The sequence below is a fragment of the Pyxidicoccus sp. M6 genome, from assembly GCF_055568925.1.
The window spans coordinates 10,481,114-10,507,016 of record NZ_CM145714.1; the positions used below are offsets into that span (position 1 = coordinate 10,481,114).

The following is a 25,903-nucleotide window of genomic DNA, read 5'->3' on the forward strand; positions in this document are numbered from 1 at the left end:
TCTACCCGGCCCTCTGCAGCGTCTCCCCTGAGCGGGCCCGCGCCAGCAGGGTCCGCAGCCGCGCGGCGAGCGGGTCCACGTGAGGCACGGCCACGAGGGTGAAGTGGTCACCCGGCACCTCGAACACCTCCACCCCACCCTTCGCGAGCCCCCGCCAACCGAGGTCCTCCGCCTGCCCCGGCGGCCCCTCCGCCGCACGCAGCAGCACCAGTGAGCCATCGAGGGCCCGCGGCTCGTACCCGCGAGATGCCCGCCGGTTCCGAGCGAACGTCCGCCAGAGCATCCGCAGCTCCGAGCACGCCTCCGCATCCAGCGCGGCATCGGCGCCGGGCTTCTCGTCCAGCACCGCCGCCAGCTCCACGGCGTCCACGTGGTCCAGCACCTCCGCCGCCCTCGGGTGGAGGCTGGCCAGCCGCGTCAGGTGGCTCGCGAACTCCAGCACCACCTCCGCCTCCAGTTCCTCGGCCGGTGGTGCCTCGGTGCGGCCGAGCGCGTCGATGACAACCAGCAGCCCCACCTCTTCCCCGCGCTCACGAAGCTGCCGCGCCATCTCGTACGCCACGCGTCCTCCCATGGACCAGCCGCCGAGGAGGTACGGGCCTTCCGGCTGCACCTCGCGCACGGCCTCCAGGTAGCGCGCGGCCATCTGCTCCACCGTGTCGCCGGAGCCGTCCGTGGGGACCTGCAAGCCATAGAACGGCTGGTCCGCGTCCATCCGCTTCGCCAGCTCCAGGTAGGCGAGCACGTCGCCACCCACCGGGTGCACGCAGAAGAAGGGCCTCGCGTCACCGCCCTTTCTCAACGTCACCAGCGGCGAGTCCGACGTGGTGCCCGCCTCGATGCGCGCGGCCAGTCCCTCCAGCGTTGGCGCCTCGAACAGGTCGATGACGGCGAGATGTACGTCGAACAGCGAGCGCACGCGCGCCACCACCTGCGTGGCCAACAGCGAGTGCCCGCCCAGGTCGAAGAAGTCGTCGCGCACGCCCACGCGGGGCACTTTCAGCAATTCCTTCCACAGTCCGGCCAGCCGCTGCTCCGTCTGCGTGCGAGGCTCCACGTACTCCGCCCCGGCTCGATTCCGCGACGGAGCCGGCAGCGCCCTGCGGTCCACCTTGCCGTTGGACGTCAGCGGCAGCGCCTCCAGCACCACGAACGCGGAGGGCACCATGTAGTCCGGCAGCCTCGCCGCGAGGTGCTCGCGCAGCGCGGGCTCATCCAGCGTCCGGCCCGTGCGTCCCACCGCGTACGCCACGAGCTGCTTGTCCCCGGGCACGTCCTCGCGCACCACCACCACGCACTCGCTGACGCCCGGGTGCTGCGCGAGCGTGGCCTCCACCTCGCCCGGCTCCACGCGGTAGCCGCGAATCTTCACCTGATGGTCCACGCGGCCGAGGAACTCGATGCGCCCGTCCTCCAGCCAGCGCACGCGGTCTCCCGTCCGGTACAGGCGCGCACCGGCCTCACCGCTGAAGGAATCCGGAACGAAGCGCTCCGCCGTCCCGTCTGGCCGGCCGAGGTAGCCGCGGCCCACGCTCTGGCCGCCCACGTACAGCTCACCCGGCACGCCCGCAGGCACCGGCTGGCCATACCCGTCCAGCACGTACACGCGCACGTTGCCCAGCGGCCGACCCAGCGGCACCGAGCGCGTTCCCGGCACGCGCTCGCCACGCTCCACCCGTCCGGAGAGCACGCCCACCGTCGTCTCGGTGGGGCCGTAGTGGTTGAACACCTCGCACTCCGGCGCGAGCGCGTGGACGCGCTCCACCAGCGCCCACTCCGCCCGGTCTCCGCCCAGCACCAGCCGCCTACGCGGCAACAGGTCGCGCGCGCTCTCGTCCAGGAGCAGCGCCTCCAGGTGCGTGGGGACGATCTTCAACCCCTCCACCCCGTGCTTCCGCCCGTACGCCCACAGCCGCGCCGGGTCCGACGCAGCCGCAGTCCCCACGAGATGCACCGCGCCTCCGGCGCACAGCGTGGGGAACAGCGCGGTGTGGCCCAGGTCCGCCGCCAGCGTGGACACCGAGGCGAAGCTCATGCCCTGCGGCAGCTCCATCCTCCGGCTCACACCAGCCACGTAGCAGGCGAGCTGCCCGTGCTCGATGCACACGCCCTTCGGCTGTCCCGTACTGCCCGAGGTGTAGATGACGTACGCGGCATTGCCCGGCACCACGCCGCTGTCCGGAGCCTCCTCGGGCTGCGACTGCAACAGCCCGTCCTCCGCGTCGAGGCTGACCAGGAACCCTCCCTGCGAGGGCAGCTCGCTGGCCAATGCCTCCTCGGTGACGATGACCTGCACCTTCGCATCGTCGAGGACATGCCGGACACGCTCACTCATGTGCGCGTGCGCCGGGTCGATGGCCACGTACGCGCCGCCCGCCTTGAGGATGCCGAGCAGGCCCACCAGCGCATGCGCCCGCCGCTCCACGAACAGGCCCACGCGCGTCTCCGGCTCCACGCCCAGGGACTTCAGCCAGTGCGCGAGCTGGTTCGCCCGCCGCTCCAGCTCCGCGTACGTGAGTTTCTCGTCACCGGCGACCACGGCCACCGCCTCCGGCGTCCGAGCGGACTGCTCGGAGATGAGGTGGTGGATGCACTTGCGCGCATACGGCGCCGCGGTGTCGTTCCACTCCACCAGCACCCGGTGCCGCTCCGCGTCCGTCATGAGCGGCAGCGCGGACAGCCGCTGCCGGCCCTCCTCCGCCACCACCGCCTCCAGCACGCGCTCGAAGTGCCGCGACAGGCGCTCCATCGTGGAGGACTCGAAGAGGTCCGTGCTGTACATCCACGAGCACACCAACCCCTCGGGCATGGGGCTGACGAGCACTGTCAGGTCGAGCTTGGACGCGGCCGCGTCGGACTCACCGACGTGCAGCTTCAGGCCGGGCAGCTCCGGCGGCTTCAGCGGCATGTTCTGCAGGACGAGCTTCACCTGGAAGAGCGGCGCGTGCGCCATGCTCCGCTCCGGGTTGAGCGCGCGCACCACCTCCTCGAAGGGCAGGTCCTGGTGCGCGTACGCGTCCAGGGACACGCGCTTCGTCTGCTCCAGCACCTCGCGGAAGGAAGGGTTGCCCTCCAGCCGCAGGCGCATGACGAGCTGGTTGATGAAGAAGCCGATGAGGCCTTCCGTCTCCGCGTGGTTGCGGTTGGCCACGTCCGTGCCCACGACGAGGTCCGTCTGCCCGCTGTAGCGGTGCAGCAGCGACTGGAAGCCCGCCATCAGCACCATGAAGAGCGTGGCGCCTTCACGACGGGCCAATGCCTCCAGCTTCTGCGCCAGCTCCGGGCGCAGCGTGGAGACATGCCGCGCACCCTGGTACGAGCGAACCGCGGGCCGGGGCCTGTCGGCGGGCAGCTCCAGCACGGAGGGCGCGCCCGCCAACTGGCGACGCCAGTACCCGAGCTGGGCCTCCAGCACGTCGCCTCGCAACCACTCGCGCTGCCAGGCGGCATAGTCCGCGTACTGCAACGTGAGCGCGGGGAGCGGCGAGGGCCGGCCCTCGCGGTGCGCGGCGTAGAGCGTCACCACCTCGCGCACCAGCACGCCCATGGACCAGCCGTCCGAGGCGATGTGGTGCATCGTCAGCAGCAGGAGGAACTCTTCCTCCTGGAGCCGCAGCAGGGTCGCGCGCAGGAGCGGGCCCTTCGACAGGTCGAACGGCCGCAGCGCCTCCTCCGCTTCGAGCCTGCGCGCCTCCTGCTCACGCGCCTCCTCCGGAAGGATGCTCAGGTCCGCGCCCGCCAGCAGCAGCTCCGCGTCAGGGACGACCACCTGCGCGGGCCCCTCGGGCGTTTCGACGAACACCGTGCGGAGCGCCTCGTGCCGGCGCACCACCTCCTGGAAGGCGTGCTCCAGCGCGGGCACGTCCAGCGCACCCTCGACACGGAGGGAGATGGGGATGTTGTACGTGGGGCTGTCGGGCTCGAGCTGGTCCAGGAACCACAGTCGCTGCTGCGCGAACGACAGCGGCATGCGCTCCTGGCGCGACATGGGATGCGGGTGCGACGCCTCCTGCCGCTTCGTGAAGGACTGCACGCGCGCGGCCTGCTCCGCGAGGGTGTGCGCGTCGAACACGGCCTGCAGCGACAGGTCCACCGAGAAGACGCCGCGGATGCGGGACAGCAACTGCGTGGCCAGCAGCGAGTGGCCTCCCAGCTCGAAGAAGTCGTCGTGGATGCCGACCTTCTCCACGCGCAACACCTCCGCCCAGAGGGACGCGAGCTGCTCCTCCACGGGCGTGCGAGGCGCGACGAAGCGGGCCTCGTCCGAGACGGGCGCCTCCGGTGCGGGCAGGGCCTTGCGGTCCACCTTGCCGTTGGCGTTGAGGGGCAGCGCCTCCAGCCGGACCACCGCGGAGGGCACCATGTACTCGGGCAGCTTCTGTCCGAGGAAGGCGCGCAGGGCGCGGCCGTCCTCCCCCGCCGGGCCCACGACGTACGCGACGAGGCGCTTGTCACCGGGCACGTCCTCGCGTGCCACGACGACGGCCTCCGTCACGCCTGGCGCCTGGCGCAGCACGGACTCCACTTCGCCCGGCTCGATGCGGAAGCCGCGCACCTTCACCTGGAAGTCGGTGCGGCCCAGGAACTCCAACGTGCCGTCCGCGCGCCAGCGGGCCCTGTCGCCCGTGCGGTAGAGGCGTGCGCCTCGCGTGGCGGAGTGCGGGTGCGGGACGAAGCGCTCGGCCGTGAGGTCCGGGCGATGGAGGTAGCCCCAGGCCAGTCCGTCTCCCCCAACGTACAGCTCTCCCGGGACACCGACGGGCACCGGCTCCAGCGAGTCATCCAGGACGTACACCGTGGAGTTACCCACGGGCCGGCCAATGGGCACCGACGCGCCCACCGGGTCCCCTCGCCGCAGCGTGTGCGTGGTGGAGAACGTGGTGTTCTCCGTGGGGCCATAGCCGTTGACCAGCACCGCGCCCTCGGACAGTCGCGCGAGGTGCTCCCGCACGGCCTGCACCGGCAGCACGTCGCCGCCCGCGAGGACCTGCGACACGCGAGCCAGCGCTTCACCCTGGTGCCGAGCCATCTGCCCGAACAGCGCGGACGTCAGCCACAGCGTGGTGACACGGTGCTGGACGAGCAACGCGCCCATCTCCTCCAGTGACAGCTCGCGTGGCGGAGCCAGCACCAGCCGCGCGCCGTGCAGCAGCGCGCCCCAGATTTCCAGCGTGGACGCGTCGAACGCGACGGGCGCGAGCTGGAGAAGCACCTCCTCCGGGCCGAAGTGGATGAACGGCTCCGACTTCACCAGCCGCACCACGCCCCGGTGGGGAACGCAGACGCCCTTGGGCTGGCCGGTGCTACCCGAGGTGAACATGACGTAGGCCAGCGCCTCGCTCCCGAAGTCGATGCCGAGGTCCACCTCCGGCCAGGTGGAGATGAGCGCCGACTCGGAGTCCACGAGAACGAAGAGGGTGGAGGCAGAGGGCAATTCATCCGCCAGCGCCTCGCGGGTGACGAGGACGCCCACCACCGCCGTCTGGACCAGCGCCGTCAGCCGCTCCGCGGGCTGGCCCGGGTCGAGCGGCACATACACCGCGCCCGCCTTGAGGGTGGCGAGCAGTGCAACCACGAGGTCGACGGAGCGGTCCAGGCACACACCCACCCGGACACCGGGCCGCACGCCTCGCGAGCGCAGGTGCCACGCGAGCTGATTCGCTCTGCGCTCCAGCTCCGCGTAGGTGAGCTGCTGCTCTCCGGATACCAGGGCCACCGCATCCGGCGTGCTCGCGGCCTGGATGGAGAACAGCGCGTGGATGCTCGCCTCGATGGGCCGCGGAGCCCCGCGCGTGCTCCACGCCCCGAGCACGAGCTGCCGCTCCACGCCGGACATCAACAGCAGGCGGGACAGGGGCCGCTCTGGCCAGGCGACGGCCTCCTCCAGCACCACGCGCAGGTGCTCCACCATTCGCGCGGCCGTGGAGGCGTCATACAGGTCGGTGCGGTACTCCAGCATTCCGCGCAGGCCGTCCGGCGTCTCGCTGAAGACGAGCGACACGTCGAACCGCGCGGAGCCGTTGTCCACCTCCAGCTTCTCCATCCGCAGCCCAGGCAGGTCGAGCTTCGCCTCGGGCGTGTTGAGCAGCGCCAGCACCACCTGGAAGTACGGCGTGAGGCCCGGCTGCCTCGGCGGCTGGAGCGCTTCGACCAGCTTCTCGAAGGGCACGTCCTGGTGCGCATACGCGCCCAGCGTCACGTCCTTCACGCGGCCGAGCAGCTCGCGGAAGGAGCGGGCTCCGTCCAGCCGGGTGCGCAGAACGAGCGTGTTGACGAAGAAGCCGATGAGCCCCTCCGTCTCCGCCTGCGTGCGGCCAGCGATGGGCGCGCCCACGCAGATGTCGTCCTGTCCCGAGTACCGCGACAGCAACACCTGGAGGCCGGCCAGCAGGCCCATGAACAGTGTGGCGCCCTCGCGCTGGCAGAGCGTGGTCAGGGCCCGGGTCAACCGGGGCGACAGCTCGATGGGCAGCGAGGCCCCCGGACTGCCCGAGTCGACAGTGCGTCGACGGTCCGTGGGCAGCTCCAGCGTGGGCGGCGCGCCTTCGAGCTGCGTCTTCCAGTAGCCGAGCTGCGCCTCCAGCACCTGGCCCTGGAGCCACTCGCGCTGCCACGTCGCGAAGTCCGCGTACTGGATGGGCAGCGGAGGCAGCGGCGACGGACGGCCGGAGACGAAGGCCTCGTAGAGCGCGGCCATCTCCCGGATGAGCACGCTGATGGACCAGCCGTCCGAGACGATGTGGTGCATCGTCACCAGCAGCAGGTGGTGCTGCTCGGACAGGCGCAGCAGGCGCGTGCGGAGCAGCGGGCCCTTCGCGAGGTCGAACGGCAATCGCGCCTCTTCACGCGCCAGCCGGAGCACCTCGGCCTCCGGCAGGTGCCCCACCTCCTCGACGACGAAGCGGAACGACGACGCGGGAGCGATGGTCTGGACCGCCCTCCCCTCCGTGGCGCGGAACGTGGTGCGCAGCGCCTGATGCCTGCGCACCAGCTCGGTGAAGGCCCGCTCCAGGGCCGCCACGTCGAGCGCCCCCTCCAGCCGCAGCGCGGCCGGCATGTTGTAGAGCGGCGTGCCCGGCCGGAGCTGGTCCAGGAACCACAGCCGCTGCTGGGCGAAGGACAACTCCGCTTCCACCGTGCGCGGGACGATGACCGGAACCGCGGGCCCTCGCGCCATGCCGGACATGCGGCCTTCGAGCCGGCGGGCCAGCGACTCCACGGTGGGAGCTTCGAACAGCTCGCGCAGCGGCACCTCCAGCTTCACCACGGAGCGCAGGCGCGAGACGACCTGCGTGGCCAACAGCGAGTGGCCTCCCAGGGCGAAGAAGTTGTCGGTGACACCCACGCGCGGCACGCCGAGCACGCTGGCGAAGACGTCCGCCAGCGACTGCTCCAGCTCACTTCGCGGTGCGACGAAGGGCCCCCCACCGCGCAGACTGCCGGCATCCGGCGCGGGCAGCAGGCGGCGGGCCAGCTTGCCGCTCGGAGTGAGCGGCAGTGCGTCCAGCTTCACCAGCGCCGAGGGCACCATGTACTCGGGCAGCCGGCCGCGCAACGATTCGCGCAGCGACTCGGGAGCCCACGTGGCGTCAGGCGGGAGCACCACGTAGCCCACCAGCCGCCTGTCGCCGGGCACGTCCTCGCGCACCACGGCGGCGGCATCGCGCACACCGGGCGCGTCTCGCAGAGCCGCTTCCACCTCGCCCAGCTCGATGCGGAAGCCGCGCACCTTCACCTGACCGTCCATGCGGCCAAGGAACTCGATGACGCCCTCGGCCTTCCAGCGGGCCCGGTCGCCCGTGCGGTAGAGGCGCGTTCCCGGCTCGGAGGAGAACGCGTCGGGCACGAAGCGCTCCGCGGTCAGCTCGGGACGGCCGGGGTAGCCGTGCGCCACCTGCACACCGCCGATGCACAGCTCACCCTGCACGCCGATGGCGCAGGGCTGCCCGCGCTCATCCAGCACGTAGAGGCGCGTGTGCGGCAGCGGAGAGCCGATGGGCGGCAGGCGCGGCCACGATGCCGGCGGCCCCTCCAGCCGGTACGCGCTCACCACGTGCGTCTCGGACGGGCCGTACTGGTTCTCCAGCACGCACCCGGGCAGCCGCTCGAAGAGGGACACCAGCGCGGGTGTCACCTGGAGCTGCTCGCCCGCTGTCACCACCTCGCGCAGGCTTCGCGGTAGCGGCGCGCCCTGGGCCACCGCGTCCGCCAGGGCCTGGAGCGCGACGAACGGAAGGAACATTCGTTCCACGCCCCGGCGCTCCATGAGGCCGAGCAGCGCGGGCATGTCCCGCCGGGTGTCGGCCGTGGGCACCACCAGCGTGCCGCCCGCGCACCACGTGGAGAACAGCTCCTGGAAGGACACGTCGAAGCTGAGCGCCGCGAACTGCAACGTGGTGGCGTCCGGCTTCACCGACTGGCCGAGCTGCCACGCGAGCAGGTTCGACAGCGCCCGGTGCGGCAGCGCCACGCCCTTCGGCCGCCCCGTGCTGCCCGAGGTGTAGATGACGTAGCACGCGGACTCGGGAGACACGTCGAGCGCCGGAGTTCCCTCCGGCTGGCGCGCAATCTCCGCTGCCTCCGTGTCCAGCAGCACGCGGTTCCCGGCCGGCAGCGCCGAAGCCAGGGACGCCTGCGTTACAACCACCGCCACGGCCGAGTCCTCCAACATGAAGGCCAGCCGCTCAGCCGGATAGCTTGGGTCCAGCGGCAGGTACGCGGCCCCCGTCTTCAGGATGCCGAGCACGCCCACCGCCAGCTCCAGCGAGCGCTCCACGCACAACCCCACCCGGTCTCCCGGCCTCACGCCCCGCGCGAGCAGGTGGTGCGCGAGCTGGTTCGCCCGGCGCTCCAGCTCCGCGTACGACAGCCGCGAATCCTCGAAGACCACGGCCACCGCGGCCGGCGTCCGCACTGCCTGGGACGCGACGAGCGTGTGCACGCAGGCCGCGTGAGTGCTGCCCACCTTCGTGTCGTTCCCCTCTACCTGGGCCGCCGCGAGCTCGCGCACGCTGGCCACGGAAGCCGTCCCCATCTGCGTTTCGTTCCACTCCACCAGCACCTTGCGGCGCTCCGCCTCGGACAGCAGGGACAGCTCGGACAGGCGGCGCTCGGGGTGCGCCACCGCGTCCTCCAGCAGCGTGCGCAGGTGCTCTACCAAACGCGCGGCCGTGCGGTCCTCGTACAGGTCCGTGCGGTACTCCAGCGCGCCGCGCAGGCCTTCGGGCGTCTCGCTCAGCGTCAGCGTGAAGTCGAACTTCGCGGTGCCGCTGTCCAGCTCCATCAGATTCAGCTTGAGCCCGGGGACGGTCATCTCCGTCGTGGGCGTGTTGAGCATCACCAGCGCTACCTGGAAGAACGGTGTGCGCTCGGGCTGCCTCGGAGGCTGGAGGGCTTCCACCAGCCGCTCGAAGGGGACGTCCTGGTGCGCGTACGCATCCAGCGTCACGTCCTTCACGCGGCCCAACAGCTCGCGGAACGTGGGGTCGCCGTCGAGGCGCGTCCGCATCACCAGCGTGTTGACGAAGAAGCCGATGAGCCCTTCCGTCTCCGACTGCGTGCGACCGGCGATGGGCGCGCCCACGCAGACATCATCCTGGCCCGAGTAGCGCGACAGCAGCGCCTGGAGTCCGGCCATCAGCCCCATGAACAGCGTGGCGCCCTCGCCCTTGCACAGCGCCGTCAGCGACTGCGTGAGTGCCGCCGGCAGCTCCACGCGCAACCACGTGCCCGGGTTGAGGGCGTCCGCGGTGCGCGGCTTGTCCGTGGGCATCTCCAGCGCGGGCGGTGCCCCGTCGAGCTGCTTCCGCCAGTAATCGAGCTGCGTCTCCAGCACCTCGCCCTGGAGCCACTCGCGCTGCCACACCGTGTAGTCCGCGTACTGGATGGGCAGCGGAGGCAACGGCGACGGACGCCGTGCCAGCGCCGCCTCGTACAGCGCCACCATGTCGTGCGTCAGCACGGCGATGGACCACCCATCCGAGATGATGTGGTGCATCGTCACCAGCAGCAGATGGTGCTGCTCGGACAGGCGCAGCAGCCGCGTGCGCAGCAGCGGGCCCTCGGTGAGGTCGAAGGGACGGCGCGCCTCCTCGCGCGCCAGCTTCATCGCCTCGCCCTCCCGCTCAGGCTCGGGCAGTCCCGAGAGGTCCTCCACCTCCAGCGCCCACTCCGGCGCGGGCGCGATGACCTGGACGGGGCGGTTGTCCCGCGAGGCGAACGTGGTGCGCAGCACCTCGTGCCGGCGGACCAGCTCGGTGAAGGCCCGCTCCAGGGCGGCCACGTCGAGCACGCCCTCCAGCCGCAGCGCGGCCGGCATGTTGTAGAGCGCGCTGTCCGGCTGGAACTGGTCCAGGAACCACAGTCGCTGCTGGGCGAAGGACAGGTCCGCGTCGCCCGTGTCCTTGCGAGGCGTGATTCCCGGCGCGGACGCCCGGCGCGGCTCCGACGGAATCCGCGCTTCGAGCCGCCGCGCCAGAGACTCCACCGTGGGCGCCTCGAACATCTCCCGCAGCGCCACCTCCACGCCCAGCGCGGTGCGCAGCCTCGCGACGACCTGTGTGGCCAGCAGCGAGTGCCCGCCCAGGGCGAAGAAGTTATCGGTGACGCCGACGTGCGAGAGATTCAGCACGCTGGCGAAGGCCTCGGCCAGCGCCTGCTCCAGCGGGTTGCGCGGCGCGATGAGGGGCGCCTCGCCGCGCAGACTCTCCACGTCCGGAGCGGGCAGCAGATTGCGCACGAGCTTGCCCGTGGGCATCAGCGGCAGCGCGTCCAGCCGCACCAGCGCGGAGGGCAGCATGTACTCGGGCATGCGGCGCGCGAGCGTCTGGCGCAGGCCTTCCGGGTCCCACGCCGTGTCCGGCTGGAGCACCACGTAGGCCACCAGTCGCTTGTCGCCCGGCGTGTCCTCTCGGACCATCGCCGCGGCCTCGCGCACGCCGGGAGCGTCGCGCAGCGCGGCCTCTACCTCGCCCAGCTCGATGCGGAAGCCGCGCACCTTCACCTGGCCATCCAGCCGGCCGAAGTACTCGAGGACTCCGTCCTCCCTCCAGCGCGCACGGTCCCCCGTGCGGTAGAGCCGCGCGCCCGCCACACCGGAGAGCGCGTCCGGGACGAACTTCTCCGCCGTCAGCTCCGGCCTGTCGTGGTAGCCGAGCGCCACCTGCACGCCGCCCACGTACACCTCACCGGGCACGCCGATGGCGCACGGGCGGCCATGCACGTCCAGCACGTACAGCCGAGTGCCGGGCACCGCGCTGCCCACGGGCGGCAGCAGCGGCCAGGTAGAAGGTGCACCGCTCAGCCGGTATGCGCTCACCACGTGCGCTTCCGAGGGGCCGTACTGGTTCTCGAGCACGCACTCCGGCATCCGCTCGAAGAAGGACACCAGCGCGGGCGTCACCTGGAGCTGCTCGCCCGCCGTCACCACCTCGCACAGGTGCGGGGGGAACTGCTTCGCGTGGGCCACCGCCTCCACCAGTGCCCGGAGCGCGATGAACGGGAGGAAGATTCGCTCCACGTCGTGGCGCACCATGAAGTCGAGCAGCGCCGGCATGTCCTGGCGCACGCGCTGCGTGGGCACCGCCAGCGTGCCGCCGACGGACCAGGTGGCGAACATCTCCTGATACGTGACGTCGAAGTTGAGCGAGGCGAACTGCAGCGTCCTCGCCTTCGCGCGCACGGAGCGCTGGCGCTGCCACGCCACCACCGCGGACAGCGTGCGGTGTGGCACCGCGATGCCCTTGGGCCGGCCCGTGCTGCCGGACGTGTAGATGATGTAGCAGAGCGCGTCCGGCGAAAGCGGCCACCACGGGGCGTCATCGGGCAGACGCGACCAGGCCTCCGTCTCCGTGTCCACGCACACCACTCGCGCGACCATGCCCTGGGGCAGCGACGGGAGCAGGTGCGACTGCGTGAGCACCAGCGGCGCGCCCGAGTCCTCCAGCATGAAGGCCAGTCGCTCGGCGGGGTACTGCGGGTCCACCGGCACGAAGGCCGCGCCCATCTTCAGGACGGCCAGCACCGACACCACCATCTCCGGCGAGCGCTCCAGGCACAGCGCGACCCGGTCGCCGGTGTTCACGCCCTTCGCGCGCAGGTGCCACGCGAGCTGGTTGGCCTGCCGCTCCAGCTCCGCGTAGGTGAGCTGGCTGCCGTCGAAGACCACCGCCACCGCGTCGGGCGTCCGCGCGGACTGGGCGTCGAACATCTCGTGGACGCAGAGCTCGTCCGTGGTGTCCACCGCGGCGGCGTTCCACTCCACCAGCACTCGGCGCCGCTCGGCCTCGGACATGAGGGCCAGCTCGGAGAGCCGGCGCTCCGGGCGCGCCACGGCGTCCTCCAGCAGCGTACGCAGGTGCTCCATCATCCGCGCGGCCGTCGAGGCCTCGAACAGGTCACTGCGGTACTCCAGCACGGTGCTCAAGCCCCGGGGCGTCTCGGTGCAGACCAGGGTGAAGTCGAACTTGGAGGTGCCGCTGTCCACGTCCACCGGGCGGAAGGTGAGCCCGCGCGCGGCCAGCTCGGCTGACGGCGTGTTGAGCAGCACCAGCGTCACCTGGAAGAAGGGCGTGTGGCCCGCCTGCCTCGGCGGCTGAAGCACTTCCACCAGCTTCTCGAAGGGCACGTCCTGGTGCGCGTACGCGCCCAGCGTCACCTCGCGCACCCGCCTGAGGATGTCGAGGAAGCTCGGGTCCCCGTCCAGGTGCGTGCGCAGGACGAGCGTGTTCACGAAGAAGCCGATGAGCGCTTCCGTCTGCGGCTGCGTGCGCCCGGCGATGGGCGAGCCGACGCAGAGGTCCTCCTGCCCCGTGTAGCGGGACAGCAGCGCCTGGAGGCCCGCGAGGAGCCCCATGAAGAGCGTGCCCTTCTCACGCCGGCAGAGCGCGCGCAGGCCCTTCATCAGCTCCAGCGGCAATTGCACCCGATGCGAGGCGCCAGGGCTGCTCGTGTCCGTGGTGCGAGGCCGGTCGGTGAAGAGCTCCAGCGCGGGCGGTGCCCCGGCCAGCCGGTCCTTCCACCAGGCGAGCTGCTCCTCCAGCACCGGGCCCTTCAGCCAGTCCCGCTGCCACACCGCGTAGTCCGCGTACTGGATGGGCAGCGGAGGCAGCGGCGACGGCCGGCCGGAGACGAAGGCCTCGTAGAGCGCGACGACCTCGCGGATGAGCACGCCGATGGACCAGCCGTCCGAGACGATGTGATGCATCGTCACCAGCAGCAGATGCTCCGTGTCCGTCAGGCGAAGCAGCCGCGCACGCAACAGCGGGCCCCTGGACAAATCGAAGGGACGGCTGGCCTCCTCGCGCGCCAGCTTCAGCGCTTCCTCTTCGCGCTGCGCCGTCGGCAGGTGGCCCAGGTCCGTCACGTCCAGCGAGGTGGCCACGCTATCGGGAGCGAGCACCTGGATGGGCTCACCCTCTCGCGCCTGGAAGGTGGTGTGCAGCGCCTCGTGACGGCGCATGAGCTCGGCGAAGGCCCTGCCGAGCGCGGACACGTCGAGCGTGCCCTCCAGTCGCATCGCGGAGGGGATGTTGTAGAGCGCGGTGCCCGGCTGGAACTGGTCCAGGAACCACAGCCGCTGCTGAGCGAACGACAGCGGCAGCACGCCACCTCGCGCCACGCGCGGGATGAGCGAGTCGGCTGGGACTGGCGCGGGGAGGCTCGATGCAGGACGGAGGGCGGCCTCCACGGCGCCCTTCGCGGGCAGGGGCGCCAGCTCATTCCGGCCACGTGCGGGATGCCAGGCCGAGGACGTGACGGCCTCCACGCTCCCCTTTGCGTGTGCAGGCACCGACCCGGTTCGGGCAGGCGCGAGACGCCGCGCCACGAGCTCGACGGAACCGTCCGGGCGATAACGCGCGTGCGTACCCGTGCCGAACAGCCGGCCCCCGGAGTCCTCCGGCGACACGCGCAGCCGCGTGCGTGACGCCTCCGGTGCATTCCAGAAGCCCAGCGGCACGGCGTCTCCGCCGATGAAGACCTCTCCCACCACGCCCACGGGAGCGCGGCGGCCCGCACCGTCCAGGATGAACCGAGGCGCCGTGCCCTCCCGGCCCTCGGGTACCACGGGCACAGGGGACACCACGCGCACGGACGCCGCGGCCTTCAACGACGCAACAAGGTCCTCCGGCAGCCGGTCCGCGTCCTCGACCACCAGCGTGCGCACGGGCGTGAGCACCGACGCCGCATCCGGCAACCCCGCAAGCGTCCGGGCGAGCGCGGCCGTCACGCGCAGATGATTCGGAGCCGCGGTGCGCAGCACCTCCGCCAGCGGCGCGGCCGAAGACTCCTCGTGCACGCGTCCCTGTCCGCGCTGGCTCTCCTGGCGCAGCACGTCCAGGTGCCGCAGCCCCTCCATCGCGACCTCATGAGCGAAGCCGAAGTCGACGAGGCAGGCCACCTCGTCCACGTCGCACTGGCGCAACTGCTCGATGCGCGCGGCGAGCGTCTGCGGCGTGCCGAAGAGGCCACCCGCCTCCAGGTAGCGCGAGACACCCTGCTCCAGCAGCACGTCCATGTCCGCGGGCGTGAGGCCGCGCACGTCGAAGCCCGGCCCCTGGCTCGCCACGAGGCTGTTGAACAGCTCCACCGAGCTGCGGAAGTAGCGGATGAGCGGCTCGCGCGCCTGCCGCTTCACCTCTTCCACGTTGCTGGCCACGAAGGTGTGCAGCATCAGCACCACGTGGCCCCGGTCGTACCCCGCCTTGCGGCGGGCCTCGCGGTACAGGGCAATCTTTCGCGACAGCTCCTCGAAGTCCTGGCCCAGGCCGAGCACGTTGGTGAGCAGGCCCGCGCCCAGCTCTCCGGCCAGCCGGAAGGTCTCCGGGTTGAAGGCTGCCGTGAGCCACATCGGCAGCTCGGCCTGCACCGGACGGGGACGGATGGAGATGTCCACCTCCGTGCCATTCCCGTTGGTGCGGCGCACGGTGCCGCCCTTCCACAGCGTGCGCACCTCCTCCACGCCCTTGCGTACGGCCTCGGGGCGCTGGTCGAAGTTCTCCGGCGCGAAGACGAAGTCGTTGACGTTCCAGCCCGTCGCGAAGGACACGCCCGCGCGGCCGTTGGAGAGGTTGTCGACGACGGACCAGTCCTCCGCCACGCGGATGGCGTCGTGCAGCGGCAGCACCACGCTGCCCGCGCGGATGGAGACGCGCTCCGTCACCATCGCCAGCGCCGAGCTGGTGGCGACGGGGCTGGGGTACGGACCACCGAAGGCATGGAAGTGCCGCTCGGGCGTCCAAACCGCGCTGAAGCCGTGGGTGTCCGCGAACTTCGCGCCGTCGATGAGGAGCTGATAGCGACCGCGGCCGGACGCCTCCGTGTCGTTGGCGAAGTAGAAGAGGCTGAAGTCCAGCGGCCTCCGCGTGCTCTCGGCGCGCGGGGCCACGGAGCGCTCGGGAGTCTTCGAGGGGAACGCCACCGTGAGCCCGCGCGAGAGCGCCCACAGCGTCTCCAGGTCTCCGGCTCCATCGGCACCGAGCCACGTCTCGCCCGCTCGAGCATCCACGCGCGAGTCCAGCGCGTTGAAGTGGTGCACGAGGTTGCGGTGGCTGAGCATCACCCGCTGCCCCGCCCCTTCATGAGGCATCAGGCACGCCAGCGTGTCCGACTCCACCGTGGGCAGATCGGACGCCGCGCGTGATTCGCCAGAGAGGGACAGACGCAGGGCGCGCGCCGCATCCACGCTGGACGGAAGTGGCAGCGACTCGGACACAATCAGAAGCGGCGTGACCAGGGACGACAGTCCACCGAGCTCATCTTCCGTGACGAGCGCGAAGGCGCCACCGGACGCCAGGATGCCCCACAGCGCAACGGTCCGCTCGGGCGAGGGCTCCAGGCACACGGCCACCGGAACACCGGGCCCCACGTTCCGAGCACGCAGCTCCGTCGCGAATGAGTGCGCGTGCTCACGCAGCTCGCGCCAGCTCAGGCGGCGCGTTCCCTCGCGGAGCGCCACCGCGTCCGGAGTCCGCTCCGCCTGCGCAGCCAACAGCGCCGGAACAAGAACCGGGGTGGCCGCCTCGACCACTTCGGAGGTCCGGCGCTCCACGGCCGCATCTCCAAGCGCGAGCTGCGACAGCGGCTTCTCCGGCGAAGCCACCGCGTCCGCCAGCAACGTCTCCAACTGCGAGAGCAGCCGCTCGATGGTGGAGACGTCGAACAGGTCGACGGCGTACTCCAGCGTGCCGGAGAAGCCGTGCTCGTCCTCGCGCATGAGCAGCGTGAGGTCCGCCAGCGACGTTCCGTACTGCGCGGGCAGCCCGGTGACGTCGAAGTAGCCCAGGCGCAGGCCGGGGAACTCCAGCATGGGCGCGGACACGTCCTGCGTGTGCAGCAGGAAGATGGCGTCGAACAGCCGCGACAGCCGCATCTCCTCGCCGGGCTCCAGCTCCTCCAGGAGCTGCTCGTAGGGCACGTCCGGGTGGGCGAACGCGGACAGCGTGGTGTCGCGCACGCGCAGCGCCAGCTCGCGGAAGCCCGGGTCTCCGTCCAGGCTGGTGCGCAGGGCCAGCGCGTGAGCCACGTAGCCAATCTGCGGCTCCAGCTCGGGCCGCGTGCGGTTGCCGATGGACGTGCCCACGAGGATGTCCTCCTGCCCCGAGCACCGGGCCAGGAGGGCCTTGAAGCCCGCCAGCAGCGTCATGTATGGCGTGAGCCCCTCGCGCTGACTGAAGGCCTTCAGCGCCGCGCCCAGCTTCCGCGAGAAGGCAAACGAATGCCGAGCACCGCGCCTGCGCGCTCCCGGCACACGCGGCCTGTCCAACGGCAACGGGAGCGGTCCGGGCCGCCGCGCGAGCCGCTGTCTCCAGTACGCCTGCTGTGCCGCCAGGGTGCCATCCGCGAGCGCCTTGCGCTGCCACGCCGCGAAGTCGAGGTACTGCACCGACAGCTCCGGCAACGGCACCGAGACGCCGAGCGTGAAGCCCGAGTAGAGCGCCACCGCCTCGCGGATGAAGTTCACCAGCGAGAGCGTGTCCGCGACGATGTGATGGATGGTGACGAGCAGGACGTACTCGGTCTCCGCAAGCCACAAGAGTCGCACCCGCGCGAGCGGGCCCCGGTCCAGCGCGAAGGGCTCGGCGGGCTCCAGCCGCGCCAGGCGCATCGCCTCCGCCTCGCGGTCCTCCGCGAAGTCGCGCAGGTCCACCACGGGCAGCGGGATGCGCACCTCGGACAGGATGCGCGGAAGGGCCTTCGCGCCAGACTGCGGGAAGACGGTGCGGAGCGACTCGTGCCGGCGGATGACGCCGTTGAAGGCGCGCTCCATCTCGGCGACGCGGAGCGCGCCGGAGATGCGGACCGCCAGCGGCTCGTTGAAGATGGAGCTGCCCGGCTCCTGGAACTCCAGCTCCCAGACGCGCGCCTGCACGTAGGACAGCGGTAGCTCGCCCGTGCGGGAAATGGGCCGCATCGCCGTCACGGTGGCGGTCGCGGTGCTCGCGGGCCGCTCGGCCTGGAGCCGCGTCTCGATGCGCTCGGCGAGGCTGGCCACCGTGGGGGCCTCGAACAAATCACTGAGGGGAATCTGGACGCGGAACGCCTCACGCAGCCGCGTGAGCAACTGCGCCGCCATCAGCGAGTTGCCGCCCAGCTCCAGGAAGTTGTCGTCCGGGCCGATGTCCGCAATGCCCAGCCGCTCGCGCCACAGCTCCATCAACCGCTGCTCGATGTCGCTCCGGGGCGCCGCGTCCACCGGCACCGTGCGAGGGCTCTCCTCCTTCGGGACGGAGACCGTCGGCGAGACGGCCTCCACCGGGAGCACCGGCCGCGCCTCCACGGGGAAGCTGCGCTCCTCGAAGGGGTAGCCCGGCAGCGAGACGCGCCGCCGCTGCTCATGGGCGTAGAAGCCCTCCCAGTCGACAGTCGCACCCGCGCGCCACAGCGCGCCCAGCGACTCGAACAGCGTCCTTCCTTCCGACGTCGTCGAGCCGCTCTTCGGCAGCGAGGGAACCACGAGCGCATGGCGCTCGGTGCGCAGCCGCAGCTTCGCGAGCGCGGCGAGCTGCTGGTCCGGGCCTGCTTCGATGAACCAACCGCAGCCCCACTTCACCAGCGAGTCCATGCCCGCGGTGAAGCGGACGGGCTCGCGCATCTGCCGGGCCCAGTAGCGCGGCGACATCGCCTCGTCGGCGTGAATCCACGTCCCCGTGAGGCTGGAGACATACGGAATCGACGGAGCCCGCAGCGTCAGCCCGGACACCACGCGCTCCAGCTCGGGCATCAGCGTCTCCACCGCGCGCGAGTGGAAGGCATGCGCGGCGGACAGGCGCATCACGCCCACGCCCCGGCTGTTGAGGTCGCGCTCCAGCGCCTCCAGCGGCGCCAGCGGTCCGGAGACGACGCAGCGGAACGGGCCATTGTAGGAAGCCAGCTCCAGCTCGGAGGAGAGCTGCGGAATCAGCTCCTCGGAGGACAGCCCCACCGCGAGCATGCCCCCTGGCGGCAGCCGCGACATCAGCTCGCCGCGGACCACGGCGAGCCGCAGCGCGTCCTCCAGCGACAGCACGCCGGACAGGCACGCCGCCGTGTACTCACCGAAGCTGTGCCCCAGCATCGCGGAGGGACGGAAGCCGAAGACCATCCACATCCGCGCGAGCGCGTACTCCACGGAGAGCAGCGCCGGCAGCGCGAAGCGGGGCTCCGCCATCCTGGCCGCGGCCTGTGCTTCCGCGCCCGGCTCGGGGAAGAGCACCGCGCGCAGGTCCTCCTTCAGCCCGGCTCCAGACAGGAGCGCGAGGCAGGCGTCCAACTCCCGCTGGAAGGCGGGCTCGGACGTGTAGAGCTCGTGCGCCATCCGGACGGACTGCGCGCCCTGGCCCGGGAAGAGGAAGGCCACGCGCGCGGAGCGGGCCTCTTCCAAATCCTTCACCTCGACGACGGTGCCCTTCTTGCGAAGCGTCCTCGCCAGGCCGGCGGTGTCGCGGGTAATCACCGTGCGGCGGAACTCGAAGGCCTTGCGCCCCAGGGCCCGCGTGAAGGCCAGGTCCGCGAGGTCCACTTCCGGGTGCGCCTCCACGTGGTCCGCGAGCGCGCGCGACATCGCCTCCAGCGCGGGAGCAGTGCGCGCGGAGAGCGTGACCAACTGGCGAGCGCGCGAGCTGCCCTTCCCCACCGTCCTCGGCGGCGCCTCCTCCAGCACGAGGTGCGCGTTGGTGCCGCCGATGCCGAACGAGCTGACACCCGCCCTGCGCGGCTCCGCGCCCCGCTGCCAGGGGCGCAGGGTGGTGTTCACGAAGAAGGGGCTCTTCTCGAAGTCGATTTCGGGGTTGGGCCGCTCGAAGTGGAGGCTCGGAGGCAGCTCACCGTGGTGCAGCGCGAGCGCCGTCTTGATGAGGCCGGCGATGCCCGCCGCCGTGTCCAGGTGCCCGATGTTCGTCTTCACCGAGCCGATGGCGCAGTAGCTCGTCCGGTCCGTGTGCGTGCGGTACGCGCGCGTGAGCGCGGCAATCTCTATCGGGTCGCCCAGCGGAGTGCCGGTGCCATGCGCCTCCACGTAGCCAATGCTTGCCGCGTCCACACCCGCGGCGCTCAGGGCGCGAGCAATCACCTCACGCTGCCCCTGCACGCTGGGCGCCGTGTAGCTGACCTTCGCGTCCGCGTCGTTGTTGAGCGCGGAGCCCTTGATGACCGCATAGATGCGGTCTCCGTCGCGCTGCGCCTCGGCGAGCCGCTTGAGCACGACGACGCCCAGGCCGTTGCCCAGCACGGTGCCCCGGGCGCGCGCGTCGAAGGCGCGGCAGTGCCCGTCGGGCGAGAGAATCATTCCCTCCTGGAAGAGGTAACCGGTGCGCTGCGGCAGTGACACCTTCACCGCCCCGGCCAGCGCCACGTCCGAGTCCCCCATCCGCAGGGAGCGGCAGGCCAGGTGGACGGCCACGAGTCCGGTGGAGCACGCGGTGTAGACGTTGAGGCTCTCACCGCCGAGCTTCAGCTTGTACGCCGTCTTGGTGGCGGCGTTCTCTCCCGTCGTGGTGCCCAGCGCCTCGAACAGCGAGGCCGGGTCCCTCCGCGTCTGGCCGAGCAGCGAGAGCACGTGCCCGCCCGACGAGCCCGCGCCGGCATAGAGCGAGATGAGCCCCTCGGAGCGCTCCGGGTCGTAGCCCGCGTCCTCCAGCGCATTCCACGCGCACTGGAGGAAGAGCCGCTGCTGCGGGTCCATCCACTGCGCCTCGCGCGGGGACACCTCGAAGAAGCGTGCGTCGAAAGCGTCGGCACTCTCCAGCACGCCACCCGCGGGGACGAAGTCCGGGTGGCTCCGCAGTGAGTCGGGGAACAGCGGCGACGGCTCCAGCTCCTCGGACGAGAAGCGGGAGATGGACTCCACGCCACCGCGCAGGTTGCGCCAGAAGGCATCCAGGTCCGGCGCCCCCGGGAAGCGACCGGCCATGCCGATGATGGCGATGTCTCCAGAGCCCTCGTCGGAGAAGTCCCTGCGCTCCGGCGCCTTCGCCGGGGCAGGCTCGGATTGCTGCTCACGCTCCAGTCGCGCGGCGAGCCCGTGCACGGTGGGGTGCTCGAAGAAGTGGGTGACGGGCACGTCCCGGCCCAGCGCCTCACGGAGCTGCGTGCTGGCCTTCACCACCAGCAGCGAGCTGCCCCCCAGGTCATCGAAGAAGTGGTCGTGCAGGCCGACGCTCGGAACACCGAGCACTCGCGCCCAGGCCTCGGCGATGCGCTGCTCCAGCTCCGAGCGCGGCTCGGCGTTGGCCAAGTCCCGCTCCGGGCGCACCGAGTCGGGCGAAGGCAGCGCCTGCCGGTCCACCTTGCCGGACGAGGTGAGCGGCAGCGCGTCCAGCCGCACGAAGGCGGAGGGCACCATCACCTCCGGCAGCCGCTCCTTGAGGAAGCGCCGCAGCGCCGCGGGCTCCAGCGCGTCGATGACGGCATACGCCACCAGGCGCTCCTCGCGCGCCACGACGACGGACTGCCGCACGCCGGGGTACTGAGCCAGCGCCGCCTCCACCTCGGCGAGCTCCACGCGCACGCCGCGCACCTTCACCTGGGCGTCGCGCCGGCCGAGGAACTCCAGCCGTCCGTCCGCCAGCACGCGCACCCTGTCTCCGGTGCGGTACAGCCGCGCGCCGGGCGTCGAGGAGAACGGGTCCGGCACGAAGCGCTCGGCGGTGAGCTCCGGACGGTGCAGGTAGCCCCGCGCCAGTCCCGGGCCGCCCACGTACAGCTCGCCGGGCACACCGGGAGGCACCGGAGCCATCCGCGCATCGAGCACGTACACGCGGGCACCGGCGATGGCGCGGCCGATGGATGGCCGCACCGGGTCCACGTCCAGCTCGACGGTGGCGCAGATGGACACCTCGGTGGGGCCGTACGCATTGAGGAGCCGGCGGCCGGGCTTCCAGCGGGCCGCCAGCGCGGGCGTGCACGCCTCTCCGACGGAGGCGACGACGGACAGGGCGGGCAGTGCCTCCGGCTCCAGCGGAGCCAACGCCGTGGGCGTGGCCTGCAACGTGGTGATGCCGCGCTCCGCTAGCACCTGCTGGAGCGGAGGCCCGGGCAGCAGCGACTCGGCCGGTGCGAGGCACAGCTCCGCGCCGGAGAACAGCGTCGCGAAGACCTCCGCCACCGAGGCGTCGAAGCCGATGGCGGCGAGCTGCAACATGCGATGACCGGCCCGCAGCCCCAATGCGTCACGGAGGGCGCAGGCGGTATTGCTCAGGCCGCGATGCGGAAGCAGCGTCCCCTTCGGCGTCCCCGTGGAGCCGGACGTGAAGATGACATAGGCGAGGTGCGCGGGCGTGACGTCCGGAGCGGGCCTCGGCGGCGTCGAAGGCTGGCGCTCCAGCGCGTCGCGGTCCGCATCCACCAGCACCAGCAACTCACCATGCGAGGGCAGCCGGTCCGCCAGCTCCTCGCGGGTGACGAGCACGGGCGCACGGGCCTCGCGCAGCATCCATTCCAGCCGAGCGGGAGGTTGGCTGGTGTCCAACGGCAGGAAGGCGCCGCCCGCCTTGAGCACACCGAGCAGCGCCACCACCCATTCCGGCGTGCGCTCCAGGTGCACACCCACCACGACGTCCGGACCAACGCCGGAGGCGCGCAGGTGCCAGGCGAGCTGGTTGGCGCGGGCCTCCAGCTCCCGGTACGTCAGCGTGCGCTCACCCGTGGAGACGGCGGGAGCATCGGGCGTGCGGAGCAGCTGGGCCTCGAAGAGGCGGTGCGCGCAGAAGTCGGCGATGGCGGGCGCGGTGTGGCTCCACTCCTCCAGCGCACGGCGGCGCTCCTGCGGCGAGAGCAGCGCCAGCTCGGAGATGCGGCGCTCCGGAGCGGCGGCGGCCTCCGTGAGGAGGGTGCCCAGGTGCTCCAGCATGCGGCCAGCGGTGTCCGCGTCGAAGAGGTCGGTGGCGTACTCGCAGAGCAGCTCCAGACCGCTGTCCGTGTCGGTGACGGACAGTGTGAGGTCGAGCTTGGTGGCGCCCGTATCGCCCAGCGTGCTGTCCAGCGACAGGCCGGGCAGCCGCAGCGGCGCGGGCGCGGCGTCCTGGAGCACGAGCTTCACCTGGAACACCGGCGCATGCGCGAGGCTGCGCTCGGGGTTGAGTGCCCGCACCAGCTCATCGAAGGGCAGGTCCTGGTGTGCCCACGCGTCCAGCGCCACCGGGTGCAGGCGCGCGAGCAGCTCGCGGAAGCCCGGGTCGCCGGACAGGTCTCCGCGCAGCGGGAGCTGGTTGACGAAGAGGCCGATGAGGTCCGCCGTCTCCGCGCGACCGCGGTGCGCGGTATCCACGCCCACCACGAGGTCGTCCTGGCCCGTGTAGCGGTGCAGCAGCACCTGGAAGCCGGCGAGCAGCGCGACGAACGGAGTGGTGCCCTCGCTCTGGGCCAGGGCCTTCACCTGCTCCCACGTGGCCCGCTCCACGCGCCGTGCAACGTGCGCGCCCCGGTAGGACTGCGTCTTCGGGCGGGGCCGGTCCGTCGGAAGCTCCAGCACCGGAGGAGCATCCGCGAGACGCGTGCGCCACCACTCGATGAGGTTCTCGAGCCGCTCGCCGCGAAGCCACTCGCGCTGCCATGCCGCGTAGTCGGCGTACTGCAAGGGAAGCTCGGGCAGCGAGGGCGTGCGGCCGGAGAGGAAGCTCTCGTAGTGCTCCGCCAGCTCGCGCACCAACACGCGCATGGACCAGCCATCCGCGATGATGTGGTGCAGCGTGAGGAGCAGCACGTGGTGCTCGTCGCCTTCGCGCAGGAGCACGGCTCGCAGCAACGGCCCGTGGGCCAGGTCGAACGGGCAGCGGGCCTCTTCCTCGGAGAGCCGCCGCACCTCCGCCTCGCGCTCCTTCGTGGACAGTGAGCGCAGGTCGACCACCGCCAGCGGCAGGGGCAGTGTCTCCCGGATGCGCTGGACCGGCTCCCCCTGCTCTTCCACGAACACGGTGCGGAGCGCTTCGTGCCGCTGCACCAACGCCTGGAGGGCACGCTCCAGCGCGCGCGTATCCAGCCGGCCTTCCAGCCGCGAGGCGACGGGCACGTTGTAGAAGGCGCTGGCCGGCTCCAGCCTGTCGAGGAACCAGAGCCGCTGCTGCGCGAAGGACAGCGGCAGCGTCCCAGTCCGTGGCACACGGGGAATGGGCGGGAGCAGCCCCGCCGCGGAGCGCTGCTTCGCGAGCTCCCGCGCCAGCTCGGAGGCACTCACGCCACCCAGCAACAACTCCACCGGCACCGCCACCCCGAGGTCCTTCTCCAGTCCGTGAGCCAGCTCCACCGCGGCCAGCGAGTCCAGGCCGTAGCGCGAGAGCGGCGCCGCCGCGTTCAGCGTCTCCACACGAGCGCCCAGGCGAAGCGCCACGCGCGCGAGGACTCGCTCGAGCAACTCATCCACGGGCGCGGAGGAATTCGCGAGGGATGCCTCGGCTGGCGGCGCGCCGGAATTCACAGCCGCGTCGGCAGGCGCCGAGGCCGGGGCGTCCGTGCGTGACGCCTCGACCGTGTCGGCAGGCGCCGGGGCCGAGGGGCTCGCGAGTGATGCCTCGGCAGTCACGACTCCGGCGCCCGTGCCCCCCTCAGCCGGCGCCGAGCCTGGAGAGCTCACACCCAGCGAATCGACGGAAACGTTCCGCAGAGTGTCCGGCTCGTTGGAGGCCGCCCCACCCTCCGCTGACGACTGGCTCGCCGAGTCGACCGGGGCCACCGCCCTCGGAGCCAGCTCACCGAGCGCCACGCTCCAGGCGTACACCTCTTTCAAATCTCCAGCGAGGAACGCCGCCCGGCACGCGCGGCGCTGCACCTTGCCGCTGGACGTCTTGGGCAGGCTGCCCGGCTCGATGAGCGCCAGCGCATGCGGGAGCACCTCGTGCAGCTCCGACAGCCGCTGCCGGATGGAGCCCGCCACGTCCTCCATCGACCCCGTCACCTTGCGCGCGTCCACCTCCTGCACCACCACCAACCGCTCCTCACCATCCACCTCGACGCTGAAGGCCGCGCCGCATCCGGGACGCAGCGCCGGATGGCTGCGCTCCACCGTCAATTCCAGGTCGTGGGGGTAGAGGTTCCGCCCCCGGAGGATGAGCAACTCCTTGCGCCGGCCCGTGACGTACAGCTCGCCCTCTTCGAGAAAGCCCAGGTCGCCGGTGCGAAGGTACGGCCCCTCGTTCTTGTTGGTCCGCGCCGCGAAGACGCTCGTCGACTCGAACGGCCGCTGCCAGTAGCCGCCCGCCACGCTGGGCCCGCTCACCCAGATTTCGCCCACCTCTCCCGGCGCGCAGATGCGCTGCAGGTCGGGGTCCACCACGAGGACGCGATGCTCCGGCAGCGAGCCGCCGCAGCCCACCAGCGTCCGAGCCTCGCCTCTCGGCGTCTCCGCGTGTCCCTTCTCCAGCGCGGCCGCATCCACCTCCAGCAACCGGGGCTGCGCGCTCTTCGCGCCGCCGGAGACGATGAGCGTGGCCTCGGCCAGCCCGTAGCAGGGATAGAAGGCCTCACGCCGGAAGCCCCACGGCGAGAAGGCCTCCGTGAAGCGAGCCAGCGTCTCGGCGCGAATGGGCTCCGCGCCGCAGAAGGCCACCTCCCAGCGGCTCAAGTCGAGCCCCTCGCGCTCGGCGGGAGGAATGCGGCGCACGCACAACTCGAAGGCGAAGTTGGGACCGCCGCTGATGGTGCCGCCCAGCTTCGTCAGCATCTCCAGCCAGAAGCGCGGCCGCTTGAGGAACTCCATCGGCGACATCAGCGCGGTGTGGAAGCCCTGATACAGCGGCACCAGGATGCCGCCGATGAGTCCCATGTCGTGATACGGCGGCAGCCAGATGACCCCCACGCTGTCATCGCGTGTTTCAAACGCGCCGCGAATGAGCTCCAGGTTGTGGAGCAGGTTGGCGTGACTCAGCATCACGCCCTTCGGTGAGCCGGTGGAGCCCGACGTGTACTGGAGGAAGGCGAGTGAATCCGCCTTCACCTCCGGCTTGCGCCACGCGGACTCGCCCCCCGCCTCCAGCGCGTCCGTGGCCACCCAGCGCAGCGCCTTCAAGTCCGGCGCGCTCTCGAAGAGGGCCTCCGCCATGGAGGCGATGAACGAGGTGGTGAGCACCACCGTGGCGCGCGAGTCGTCGATGATGGAGCGCAACCGCGGCAACGTACGCTCCAGCCGCGCCGGGTCCGGCGGATAGGCGGGCACCGCCACCAGTCCGGAGAAGAGGCACCCGAAGAACCCCGCGAGGTACTCCGCGCCGGGCGGGTACAGCAGCACCGCGCGCTCGCCCGCGGAGGCCAGAGCCTGCAACGCCGCGCCGATGCGCCGCGCCTGCGTGTACAGCGAGCCCCGCGTCAGCGCGGTGCCTTCCCCGGCCCCGTCCTCCAGGAACGTGTAGAGGGTGTGCTCGGCGCGCGTGAGGCTTCGCTCTTCCAGGAGGTCGATGAGGGTACGAGGCGCGTGCATGGTCGAATGGCGCGGGAGGGG

Annotated in this window: 1 protein-coding gene; it reads right to left on the reverse strand. The window is 71.6% G+C overall.

Annotation, left to right across the window (positions count from 1 at the left end):
- Position 1: 1 nt before the first annotated feature.
- Positions 2-25,882 (reverse strand): non-ribosomal peptide synthase/polyketide synthase, encoded by a 25,881-nt coding sequence (locus ACVTJA_RS41035; protein ID WP_465828742.1) that lies wholly within the window; start codon positions 25,880-25,882, stop codon positions 2-4.
- Positions 25,883-25,903 lie beyond the last annotated feature (21 nt).